The following is an 11,898-nucleotide window of genomic DNA, read 5'->3' on the forward strand; positions in this document are numbered from 1 at the left end:
ACCCTGCGCTTAGCCGCGTTATTCCAGTATTCACCCGTCTAAAGAATACTCTTAAATGTGACTTTTGCCACTATGAATGAATATTTTATTCCATAGAATCGCGATCAATTCAAAACCCATTCTTGAGAAGTGTCCGTCATGAAAGTTGGTTTGAGGCGGTTGATTGGTGAACACCCCGACTCTGTCAGTGCAGAGGTTGATACCCTATCCATCTTCCAGATGCTCAGCGTCATCTATCAAGCAGATCAAAAACTGGTACTAGCGGTGGGAGCGATGCCGCGCACGGCGACTTCATTCATAACACCCTAAAGCAGCATCCTGCAGGTATGGCGGTATTTGTCGTTGACCTGCTTATTTCGTATGTCATCGGTTTTCTAGTGACCTACGGGTTTGATTACAACGCGTTGATTTTGCGTAGGAAAATACAGTAATGAAATTGAATAAGATCATTTTGAGTACAGCGATATTGTCTGTTGTCGGCTGTTCCAGTGGCATCAATAAACTGAGCAACCAAGAGCTAGAACAGTACCATCAACAACCAGAGAAATACGCTGAATTCATCGTAAGTACGATGAATAAAAGAGAAATAATTGGTCAAACACTGATGATGGATTTCCGCTCATGGGGAAAAGATTCTTACACGGATGAAGACATCCCAGTGACTCGCATTAATGACGACATTAGCTCGATAATCACCAATTATCATATCGGTGGTGTGATTCTGTTCCGCCAAAATTTAGTGAACGCTTCGCAAATTATCGAATTCACAGACGCGCTTCAGCAAGCGAGTAGTAACTTACCTCTTTTAATTGCAACCGACCAAGAAGGCGGTTATGTCACGCGGTTGCAAACGGGGACTGAAATGCCGGGCAATATGGCGTTAGCCGCAACTGGCGATGCTAACAATGCCTATATTGCCGGCAAAGTGCATGGCGCTGAGCTATCCGCGTTGGGCATTAACTATAACTTCGGCCCCGTGGTTGACGTGAATGTGAATCAGAAAAACCCAATCATTGGCGTTCGCTCGTACAGTAGCAATATAGATGTGGTCAATGCGATGTCTAGCGCCTATATGGCGGGTATCCATGAGTCTGGCGTGATCAGCGCATTGAAGCATTTCCCCGGGCATGGCAACGTGAGCGTCGATTCTCACTACGACTTACCAGAAGTGAGCTACTCACGTGAAGAGTGGGAAGCGATCGACCTTGCTCCCTTTAAATATGCCATTGAGCAGGGTGCCGATTCCATTATGTCAGCGCACGTTACGCTACCAAGTGTGGATGACACCATGATTCAAGCGACCTTAAGCGATAAAGAAATGTTGGTCCCTGCGACCTTCTCTAAGCCTATTTTGACAGGTATTTTACGTGACCAGGTTGGCTTTGACGGTCTGATTGTTACTGATGCGCTAGATATGGGGGCTATCGCTGATAACTTTGATCGTAGCTATGCGGTTCATGCGGCACTTGTCGCCGGTGCTGATATTGCTTTGATGCCGCTTCAAATTACCCATCGAGACCAAATCAAACAATTGGAAAGTCTATTTGTCTATCTGGAAGACAAAATGGAGACCAATCCAGCGTTTCTTAAGCGCATAACGGAAGCCGCAACGCGCGTCGTCAAGAAAAAGCTCCAAATGGGCCTAGTCTACCAAGACACAAACAAAAAATTTGCCATCGACACTGTGGGCTCAGAAGCACACAAAGATGAAGAAAGAAAAATCGCTGATGCATCAATCACGCTTATCGAAAACCAAAATCATGTACTGCCGATCGACCCACGTGAAGTAACCAATATCCTCGTCATTTCAGACGAAGATAGCCGCAATGCACTTGTGAGCAAATATCTAAACGTCGTGAAGCAAGAAACCGGTAATCATCCACTGTTCATTAGCAAACTAAAAACAGTGTTGGCGGAAGACAACCTCAATACTCAAGCGCTTCAGCGAACAGTGGCAAAATCCGATTTAATTATCATGGCGACGTATAACCTTACTACCCATGCAGCAAATGCCCAGAAAATCGTAGACATCGCGAATGCGGAAGGCAAAAAGCTGGTAATGATTTCCACTCGTAACCCTTACGACATTGCCCATGTCAATGGTGTAAAAGCAAACATTGCGATTTACGGTATCACTGGTTTCGACGTGACTAACAACGACCGCAATTCACTTGAAGCCAACATTCGTTCTGGTATTCGTACTTTGTTTATGAATCCTGAAACAGGGCTTCCTTTGAACGCACCAACAGGGACGCTACCTGTAAATATTAAAAATGAAAACGGTGACGTTATTTATCCATTGGGTCATTCAGTCAACTACTAATAATAAATTATAGGAATAATAAGATGTTGAATAATAAATCAAGACTTACCCTATTAGCCGTGCTTCTACCCAGTTTTGTTTTTGCGACAGAAGACAACGTCGTTAATTCTGAAACCAAAGAGCAAGACCAAAGCTTCACCTCAGAGTGGAACCTAACGTCGAATATTTACATGGAGTTAGAAAAGTTTGAAGGGCATAGAGACCCAGATGGTAATGCCGTGATAGACAAGCTGACTCCTGTCGTGCAGCTATTCATTAACAGCCCCAATTCAAAATGGAGTTATTTTGTTGAACATAAAGTGGCCCGCCGATCAATCACTGAAGATCTCAACAATACGGAGAACTCCTTTCAACGGAACCGCACTCAGTTCGGGGCAACTCGGAATCTGATTCGCAATGATGATGTGGTTTTTAATCTGAATGCGACCTACCGAAAGGAATCTAACGATTCTGCGCCGGACACAGATGCACGAGGTAGCCACAACCTCTACTGGGTGATGCCAAGTGGCGAGTTCAAGATAACCGAAAAACTCTCGTTCTCTTACTGGGATGCATTTTACTATTATGATCGTTTTGTGGGGCAAAACGATTACGAATGGGAAGCGGAGCACGGTTTTTCTTACCGATACAGCGACGACTTCACGGCAAAAATCTACCTATACACTGATTGGACTTGGGATAACGACCGCAACAAGAACTGGGAGCAAAACCAGATTCGCGGTTACTTCCCAACAAAAATCAATGACCACTGGAGCGTCATGCCTTACTTCCGCTACTTCATTAACGAAAAGATTTATGATGCCTCTAACAACTATAGCGTTATCAATGAAACAGACGATGGGCTGCGTTTAGGTTTGAATGTCGACTATAAACTGAGCCCTAAATCAACGTTATGGGCTGGTATGGCTTACGAAGAAACCAAATGGTCAGAGCCTAAGTCTGCGGGGTTAACCAGTGATTCCGACAACCGCCAAACATTCCACCTTGCTCAAATAGGTTGGAAGTATCAGTGGTAACGGTTTAAAAGCAAATACATTGAATCCGCAGGCAACCCCTGCGGTTTTTTCTACTCAATAGACAACAGGCAGGCAGTAGTTTTGATGAGTGTGCACAATGAATGACTCGTTTGGCTATTAATGGCACGGGTGAACCATTCCCCTTGCGTACGGTAAAAAGGGACGCCACAGCGTCCCTTTGCCGTCGCTACTATTTTGTCAGGCCATTATTGGCAATCACGCTTTGATACCAGTAAAAGCTCTTTTTGCGATGACGTGAAAAGTCACCACTGCCATCGTCATGACGGTCAACATAAATAAACCCATAACGCTTGCGATACTCTCCAGTGATAAACGAAACACAATCAATACAGCCCCACGGGGTATAACCAATTACATCCACCCCATCTTGCGCAATTGCCTCTCCCAACGCCTCGATGTGTTGTGATAAATAGCTAATACGATAATCATCATTAATCTCGCCCGATGCCTCCATCGTATCCAGCGCACCTAAACCATTTTCCACCACAAAAATCGGTTTCTCGTAACGTTCGTAAAGCTCCGACAGCGCGTAGCGCAAACCCTTAGGGTCAATCTGCCAGCCCCAATCCGAAGCCGGTAAGTGCGGATTCAAACGACTGGCGCTGAACAATGCATTTTCATCTTCCTCGGGTGGGTTGGCATCGACAATGTTGGTCATGTAGTAACTGATCGCTAGAAAATCCGCGCGGCCATTTTCTAGAATTTGCACGTCATCGTCGTCCATTGCGACCTGAATCCCTTTTGCAGCCCATTGTGGCCAGATGTAATGAGGATAGTGACCCCTAACCTGCACGTCGCTGCATAAATATTTATCTCGCATCGCACGTTGAGATGCCAGTAGATCATCAGGATGGCACGTTGCCGGGTACAGCGGCATCATATGGATCATGCTGCCAATTTGAAAATCTGGGTTAATGACGTGGCCCAGCGCGACCACTTTGGCACTCGCCACGAATTGATGGTGCAGCACCTGATAAAGCATCTGCTCGGGGTGATCGTGTTCGGTAAAAATGACCCCTGAATTACAATAGCCAAACAGCGGATAGTCCCAATTCAGCTGATTGTTAATCTCGTTAAAGGTAATCCAGTAGGTGACTTTATCGCGATAACGCGTGAATACCGTTTCACAAAAACGGACAAAGCAGTCCACCACTTTGCGGTTGGCCCAGCCCCCATACGCTTTCACAAGGTGATAAGGCATTTCAAAATGCGACAGAGTTATCACCGGCTCGATTCCCTGTGATAACAAGTTATCAATCAAGCGGTCATAAAACGCTAATCCGGCTTCATTCGGTGTGGATTCGTCACCGTTTGGGAAGATCCGCGACCATGCAATCGAGGTTCGGAAACACTTAAACCCCATTTCCGCGAACAGAGCAATGTCTTGCGGATATCGGTGGTAAAAATCAACCGCTTGATGATTCGGATACACCTCGCCATCCTCAATGTTATCGGTCATCTTTCTTGGAACACCGTGCTCACCTTTGGTCAACACATCGACAATGCTTATCCCCTTGCCATCGGCGTTCCAACCGCCTTCCACTTGATGCGCAGCCACAGCGCCACCCCAAAGGAAGTTCTCAGGAAATTTACTCATGTATCACCTCTTATCCGTCTTCGTCGCTAGCCTACCCCGTTCAACACTGCTGAAGTGTGAACTGAATCCAAGATTAATTGATAGTTAATATAGTTGCTGGAAACAGCTATGTCAGAGTGAATAAAAACGCAAAATAAAAGACAATTTATTCTGTTAACTTATTTCGCTGGCAGTGATACGCTTAAGTGATATACAACGGATACCGTTTGATCAGCCCACAAGGAGTATCAATGAGCATTTTTAGTCAGGTCGCGATTGTTGGTGGCACCCATGGCAATGAATTCAGTGGCATCTACGCACTTAAACAGTGGCAGCAGAATAGCGAGACGGTCACACGAAGCAGTTTTTCTACTGAGTTATTTTTCGCAAATCCCTGCGCATATCAAGCCAACAAGCGCTATCTCGATTGTGACCTTAATCGGCAATTTGATCCCAAGTTACTCGCTGATCAATCACTTGCTAACTATGAGCAGAGCAGAGCCAAGGTACTCAACCAGCAACTCGGCCCCAAAGGCGATCCGCGAGTAGATTTAATTATTGATTTGCATAATACCACCAGCAATATGGGCCCGACGCTAATTTTATTGACCCTAGATACCTTTAATACTCAGCTTGCTGCCTATGTCAGTGAACGCATGCCCGATGCGGTTATCTTAGTCGAAGATCATATAGAGCCCATTCAGCAAGCCTTCTTATGCTCGGTAGCCAAACAAGGTGTGATCGTTGAAATTGGCCCCCAACCTCAATCGGTGCTGCGCCACGATGTGATGGAATCGATGCATGAAATGACCACGCATATTCTTGACTTTGTTCATTTATTTAATATCGACCAAGTGCCTGAGTTGCCGGAAAAGATCACTGGGTTCCGTTACACAGAAACACTGCACTTACCTCAGGATGCATCTGGGGAACGCATTGGTATGGTGCATCAACATGTGCAAGACAAAGACTTTGTTCCGGTGAATCCGGGAGATCCACTCTTTATCTTGTTTGATGGCAGTGAGCAAACATGGCAAGGCGACTATGTAGCGTACCCACATTTTATTAATGAAGCCGCGTATTACGACAATAACATCGCCATGTCGATGGCAGAACGTATTGAGATCAACACCAAGTAACAAATCCATCAATAATACGAACAAGCACTGGGTTTTGTACTACGCTTAAGCTATTTCCGGCAGACGTATAGAGCCAGTTGTGAACAAGGCAATTGAACATCATAAAGACGTTGAGACGATACTGCCCTCGCTGTTTCGTAATCTAGATACCGCCGTTGTAATAGCCGACACGCAACGGCGCATCCAGTTTTTAAACCCCGAAGCAGAAGCCCTGTTTGGTTGTACACTGGAAAGTGTGAAAAATACCAGCACGCGAGTGCTATACGCCGAGCAAGAAGACTTCGATGCTAAGGGGCGTGAACGCTTTAATCCCGAGGCGGAGCCCTATTATCACAATGCCTATGTAGTAAGGTACAAAACCGCCGATGGTCATGTATTTCTGGGAGAAACTCACGGTGGTCCAGTGTGCGATGATAACCAAGACGTTATTATGTACGTGGCCTTTATCCAAGATATCAGCACACGCGTTGAAGTAGAATCAGCTCTCAGCCAACTGCATTCCATTACGTCAGCGCGTAATCTCGACTTTAGCAAACGTGTGGAGCGCATTTTATCGCTGGGCTGCAAACACTTCGGGCTGCCCGTTGGCATTCTTAGCCAAATCGTCGGTCAACGCTATACCGTCCAACAAGCCATTCATCCCGAATGTGCGCTCCAAGCCGGTCAGGTATTTGATTTACAAACCACCTATTGTAGTCATGTCTATCAAGCCAATGAGGTCAAAGGCTTTCATCATGTTGGCGCCAGTGATATCCGTTCACATCCCTGTTACCAACATTTTGGTTTAGAAGCTTATATTGGCGCCCCCATTTTTATTGATGGTGAGCGCTATGGCACCCTGAATTTTTCTAGCCCAGAGCCCACTCGACCCTTTATTCCACAAGATTTCGAACTATTGCGACTATTTGCTGAATGGGTGGGTCATGAGCTAGCGCGACTACGTGATTGGGAAGCATTAGAACATGCACAGCAACTGCTTGAGATCCAAGCCAATACTGACTCGCTCACCCAGCTCTACAATCGCCACTATCTGACTAATGCACTGACCAAGGAGCTGGCACGATGTGAACGTTACAAAAACCCACTGACACTGGCAGTCGTCGACTTTGACCATTTCAAGAATCTCAATGACACCTATGGTCACCGAGCTGGCGATATCGCGCTACAGCGCTTTGGGAATATTGTCAGGGAAGAATCACGAACCAACGACATATATGGTCGCTGGGGCGGGGAAGAGTTTTTGTGTGTGCTACCGGAGACCGATATAGACGGCGCGAAAGTGGTACTCCAACGTCTCGTCGAGCGCGTTCACGCCGAAGTCATCCATGTGGATGGGCAAACGATACGTTGCACCATCAGTATCGGTTACACCCATTTTGTGTCACACGATACACAAGACACGATCATTCAACGCGCGGATACCGCACTTTATAAAGCAAAGAGAAATGGCCGGAACCGAATCGAGCGGGCGTGATCCGATCCCAACCATGTAGTCCCTTATCGATTAGCTTGCAGGCTTATCCGCTACAACGTTGGCAGCAGTTCTCTGCCAGTAACGGTCATAATGGTAAAACGTGTTTGCCTTTCTCAGCGCCGCTGCTTTTTCCTCAATATCTTGGATTTGCTCTGCCGACACGCGAGAAGATGCCAACTCAAACTGGTCCATGGCTTGCTGACGGAGCTCTTTAAATTTACCTTGCCCGACAACATCAAGATACGCAGATAAATAGACCAAACCCTCGATGTATTCCTCGTCAGCGGGCTCATAGTAGGTGGTGTAATAACGCCCCAGCGCCGCCAACGACATCAAGTCACCTTGCTCGATGGCTTTTTTTCTCCATTCAACCGCTTTGGGGCTCTCACCGCGACGGATAAAATCACGATATAAGCTTTTGGTACCAGGAATGCCGCCCGCATTGGCAATCTGCTTTTTCACTTCAGCGGCAGCATCCAGTCGAGAGCTTGGAAACAGGAAAAAGCCTCGTTGCCCCAGCTCGATTTGCGACGCTTTGTGAAGCAAAGCGTCGACATCATTCGCGGCGATCGCTTCATCTAAATAGGCTTCTGCTTTGTCTTTATCGGTAGGATGTAAATATTCATACAGACTAAAAGCGGCTTCTTCTGGCGCCTCGTCATACCAAGCGTGCAAGACTTCTTCGTACTTATGTCGCCAAATAATCCGGTGAGTGGCCGACAACCAAGTCCCTTCTTCGACCAGTAACTTCATGGCCGGAATGTAATTCGCTTTCGCCGCTTGAGTCAGGTAGTCCTGTGCTTCCTGAGAATACTCAAGCTTTTGCGCATCATCACTCAGCAACACAGCATATAAATACGCGGCAGGGGCAATCCCCTCATCCGCTGCGGCTTTAAGATATTTTTCCGCACGCTGGTAATGAAATTGCGCACGCGATAAGCGTCCATGTGCAAACAGCGCCTGCGGCGTCATAGCCTCAATGTCATAATCGTCAGCGATTTTCTCAACCGGTTCGATGGTGGCAAAAGGCGTCGCTTCTACTTCAACCTGTTCAGCCCAGCTATGACTACTAACCGCCAGAAAGCAGCCCAGCAGACTCGCTCTAAGTGTTGATTTATTAACCAATATTGACACTTGAACCTCCTGCAATCACCCCACCACAACTTACCGCATCGCCAATACGAGCGGCCGGCTTGCCGTCAATCATGACACTACCGGATCCCCCATTCACGGCACGCCCATGTGGCGGGTGTTTGGGTTTACTGTGAGGGGCCAACGGATCACCTTTACGCACCGCGGGAATACCATCGATTTTAACTGTCGATGATCCTGCGGTAATCGGTGTCGGCGGGAAACCATCATGGGCTGTCCCAATATGGCCGACAAGTGCAGCTTTTGGCATACGAATCCTCAACTCTTTCTTTCGTTAACTATTCTGGCTTATACGCGGGGCGAGGCGATGTTGGCGACTTACCTTGATAGCCTGAGCCGCTCCCTGCACTGCCTCCAGCATTTAAGTTGATTGCTGGACCAATCAGGTGGACGCCCGCTGCGTCGACTTTCATCACACTACCACCGGCGGATACGGTAATCTCAGTACCGGCATCAAGCACGACGTTTGTCCCTGCTTTGAGATGAACCTCACGTCCTGCCGCCGCGGCAAAGCGATTGTTAATTTTTTCATGAATACTGCCACCAACTTCTAGGGTCGCATCTTTTTTGATGCGCGAGCGGTGCTGTTTCTCGACGGTCAAATGGCTATCGCCACCCACTTTTGAGAACGCATCATTATCAATTTTTTTGTGCTGATCGTGGCGCACCTGTTTGATCGCATCATTCTCAACCCGTGTTTCCCAATCTTTCTGAGCGTGTAAATACACTTGCTCACTGCCCGATTGGTCTTCGAACGTGAGCTCGTTGTAGCCCTCGCCTTGGTGGCTCTCACTGCGCCAAACCGTCTTGGTTTTGTGTGCCGGTAAGGTATAAGGCGGCACATTGGTCGCATGATAGGTGCGGCCGGTGATAATCGGTTGGTCCGGGTCACCGTGTAAGAAAGACACAATCACTTCATGGCCAATGCGGGGAATGGCCATCATGCCGTATTGGCTACCCGCCCAGCCTTGCGCCACCCGTATCCAGCAACTGCTTTTGTCATCGCCGTTGGAATAACGGTCCCACGGGAAGTGGACTTTCACCCGACCGTGTTCATCACAGAAGATTTCTTCGCCTTCTGGACCCACAATCATACCAATAAGGGGGCCATCCACCTGAGGCTTGGGCTGCGGGGTCGCCCGCCAAGGGGTGGTGGCCGGAATAACCATAAACTGGTTCGCATAGGTGGTCGCACCCTGTCCACCCTCTTCTTCAAGGGCTTGTGGCTGCGTACCACGGTGCTGAATACGCACCACTTGCCACCATTGATTCATCTCGCGATTAAGGTGATCCTGCAGCTCAAACCCATAGCCCGCTTGCAAGTGCATATGGTTACTTTTACCTATCGCTGTCACTTGTTCGCGAACCAAAAACTCTTTGCGGACCTGACTTAAGTGCTGCCCTTGCGCATCGTCTTTAAAACGTCCGGGGAAGTCGTACACCTCATAATCTTGGCGCTGATAGTCTATTCCCGATACCGCGTTATGCTGCAGGAAACTATAAGCCGGCTTTTTGAAGCTATAGTCCTTCATCACGGACGAGGAAGGAACAACGCGCGTGCGCTTTTCCATATGACTGATAAATGGCGCATCAATCACCGCCCCCGAGAGTGCATTATGGGCGATGGGCGTTTCTAGCGAGGGCAGTACAGAAGGCGCATCTGTGATATACAAAAGCTGTTTATCGTCCTGCCAAACAAAGCAATAGATTAAGCCTTCCTCTGCCGCGATACGCTCTAAAAAGGCGAGATCGGTCTCGCGATATTGCACACAGAACTCACGCTCCGCGTAGTCTTTTGTCAATCCAAAGCCAACATCCGAGATATCCATTTCTTGGAGCAAGATGGATATAATCTGCGGCACCGTTTGGTGTTGAAAAATACGACTGTTTTGACGCAAAGAAAGGCGTGCCAACTCGGGCACCATCTGCACATCATAGTATGTGTGATGATGGCCGATATCGCCTTGCGAAAACTGGTTGATCACACCGCAAATTTTGCGTTCACAAACCCCATTACGGTACAACAGCAAGGTGCCTTTACAATCTACCAATTGTTCCGGTGTTAGGGAGGAGTCACGGCTTGCTAAAGCAATATTATAACGAAAGCCGTTACAGGTGTGTTGGTCGAACTCGGCACTAGAAAGGGACTCATGACCTTGAAATTCTCTTACGACGAACGTTTCAGGATCGAGCCCCTCAACGTTAAATTCAAACCGCAACCTAGCCATGATGTCTCCTAAATCTTGTTTCAACCAAAGTGAACACTTGTGTAGCAATCCTTGACCAGTGAAAGCGTGCTACACAAGTGATAAAGCGCTAGCTCCAAGCCAGCGCTTCAACTCTATGCCCTTAGGCTTCGATAGGCTTGCGCCAGTCGTCTGAGCCTGAAGTACCTGCGTTGACGTGGTCCCACGTGATTTTGCGGTAAGACATCGACACCGTCAGGTTCTGCGTAAAGTCTGACTTCGCCGGGTCTTGGCAATGAGGCATCTCGCAGTGAATGTCCACAATCGAGGCGCTTTCCAGCTTGGTGGTAAAGAAGTTTTCTTGTTTACCTTCAATCGATGTGCGGTACCACTTCAGCTCAACCGTTGACATCTTCTCGCCTGACGCCAGTGCGTTATAAAGCAACGGCACCGCTTTGTTGAGTGCAACGGTGAATTTAAATGGCTTGTGCACACGTTGGCCTGATGGCTGACCTGACTGAGGGTCAGTCGGTACCGTTACATTGTGGTCAAACTGTTGTACCAGCATCTCGTCTTCGTGGCCTTCAACAAACGCATCACCGATAGAATCCGCGGTGCAGGCACCGGCAGTAATCAAACCCTGAGTTTCACCTTCAATCGAGATATAACATGGCGTTGGCATAATCGCTCCTTTCTTATTAATGGAAGAGGCTTTCCAGTCGGTGCCTCTGTTCGCTATCCCATATAGCGAAATGCATGCCAGCTTTTTTAGCCCTAAAATTCAGTGCTTTACTCTCTCACTGACCAATTTTTTGCACGCCACAAGCAAGTTTTTGCTCGGCGAGGCAAGAAGTTGCTTCGAGTTATCCACTTTTACTGCTCACTGAGCAACTCGACTGGATCTTGGCTGTAGACTTTGCCAACTTTCTCCCATGGGATTGGATCAATGGCAACCCCTTCATCTTTTGCACGTTGATTAATAGTGTCAAAGGACGTTGTTTCCTAAATCAT

The 11,898-nt window shown here is 47.6% G+C and carries 9 protein-coding genes; 4 read left to right on the top strand and 5 right to left on the bottom strand.

The window, feature by feature from the left end:
- The first annotated feature begins 430 nt into the window (after positions 1-430).
- A complete protein-coding gene (locus tag BGK46_RS14565; protein WP_084781506.1) occupies positions 431-2,323 on the top strand; it encodes a glycoside hydrolase family 3 protein in 1,893 nt (630 codons plus the stop codon).
- A 23-nt stretch (positions 2,324-2,346) separates the two neighbouring features.
- Positions 2,347-3,339 (top strand): OmpG family monomeric porin, encoded by a 993-nt coding sequence (locus BGK46_RS14570; protein WP_069590445.1) that lies wholly within the window; start codon positions 2,347-2,349, stop codon positions 3,337-3,339.
- 190 nt (positions 3,340-3,529) lie between these two features.
- On the opposite strand, the gene BGK46_RS14575 is transcribed toward BGK46_RS14570, so the two are convergent.
- Positions 3,530-4,957, bottom strand: coding sequence for a 6-phospho-beta-glucosidase (locus tag BGK46_RS14575; RefSeq protein ID WP_069590447.1), 1,428 nt, complete (start codon positions 4,955-4,957; stop codon positions 3,530-3,532).
- Positions 4,958-5,187: 230 nt separating this feature from the next.
- Here BGK46_RS14575 and BGK46_RS14580 point away from each other — a divergent pair, with 230 nt between their 5' ends.
- Both BGK46_RS14580 and BGK46_RS14585 read left to right on the top strand, forming a co-directional pair.
- Positions 5,188-6,075 carry an aspartoacylase gene (locus tag BGK46_RS14580; protein ID WP_069590448.1) on the top strand — a complete coding sequence of 296 codons (888 nt, stop codon included), beginning with the start codon at positions 5,188-5,190 and terminating at the stop codon, positions 6,073-6,075.
- A 79-nt stretch (positions 6,076-6,154) separates the two neighbouring features.
- Positions 6,155-7,549, top strand: a complete 1,395-nt coding sequence (locus tag BGK46_RS14585; RefSeq protein ID WP_069590450.1) for a sensor domain-containing diguanylate cyclase — start codon at positions 6,155-6,157, stop codon at positions 7,547-7,549.
- A 30-nt stretch (positions 7,550-7,579) separates the two neighbouring features.
- On the opposite strand, the gene BGK46_RS14590 is transcribed toward BGK46_RS14585, so the two are convergent.
- The 4 genes from BGK46_RS14590 to hcp-2 all read right to left on the bottom strand — a co-directional run bounded on the left by BGK46_RS14590 (position 7,580) and on the right by hcp-2 (position 11,569).
- Positions 7,580-8,683, bottom strand: a complete 1,104-nt coding sequence (locus BGK46_RS14590; protein ID WP_069590451.1) for a hypothetical protein — start codon at positions 8,681-8,683, stop codon at positions 7,580-7,582.
- Positions 8,667-8,951, bottom strand: coding sequence for a type VI secretion system PAAR protein (locus BGK46_RS14595; protein WP_069590453.1), 285 nt, complete (start codon positions 8,949-8,951; stop codon positions 8,667-8,669). The genes BGK46_RS14590 and BGK46_RS14595 overlap by 17 nt, the downstream gene beginning before the upstream one ends.
- 28 nt (positions 8,952-8,979) lie before the next feature.
- Positions 8,980-10,929 (bottom strand): type VI secretion system Vgr family protein, encoded by a 1,950-nt coding sequence (locus tag BGK46_RS14600; RefSeq protein WP_069590454.1) that lies wholly within the window; start codon positions 10,927-10,929, stop codon positions 8,980-8,982.
- A gap of 121 nt (positions 10,930-11,050) precedes the next feature.
- The gene (gene hcp-2 / locus BGK46_RS14605; protein ID WP_069590456.1) at positions 11,051-11,569 is read right to left on the bottom strand and encodes a type VI secretion system effector Hcp-2; all 519 of its coding nucleotides are present in this window, start codon (positions 11,567-11,569) and stop codon (positions 11,051-11,053) included.
- Positions 11,570-11,898: the final 329 nt, after the last annotated feature.

Source organism: Salinivibrio sp. SS2 (assembly GCF_001722075.1).
In the GTDB taxonomy this organism is placed as follows: Bacteria; Pseudomonadota; Gammaproteobacteria; order Enterobacterales; family Vibrionaceae; genus Salinivibrio; species Salinivibrio proteolyticus.

Excerpts from the sequence above, each read along its gene's own strand:
- hcp-2 (WP_069590456.1), bottom strand. The coding sequence starts at position 11,569 with ATGCCAACGCCATGTTATATCTCGATTGAAGGTGAAACTCAGGGTTTG.
- BGK46_RS14565 (WP_084781506.1), top strand. The coding sequence starts at position 431 with ATGAAATTGAATAAGATCATTTTGAGTACAGCGATATTGTCTGTTGTC.
- BGK46_RS14575 (WP_069590447.1), bottom strand. The coding sequence starts at position 4,957 with ATGAGTAAATTTCCTGAGAACTTCCTTTGGGGTGGCGCTGTGGCTGCG.
- BGK46_RS14600 (WP_069590454.1), bottom strand. The coding sequence starts at position 10,929 with ATGGCTAGGTTGCGGTTTGAATTTAACGTTGAGGGGCTCGATCCTGAA.
- BGK46_RS14595 (WP_069590453.1), bottom strand. The coding sequence starts at position 8,951 with ATGCCAAAAGCTGCACTTGTCGGCCATATTGGGACAGCCCATGATGGT.
- BGK46_RS14580 (WP_069590448.1), top strand. The coding sequence starts at position 5,188 with ATGAGCATTTTTAGTCAGGTCGCGATTGTTGGTGGCACCCATGGCAAT.
- BGK46_RS14570 (WP_069590445.1), top strand. The coding sequence starts at position 2,347 with ATGTTGAATAATAAATCAAGACTTACCCTATTAGCCGTGCTTCTACCC.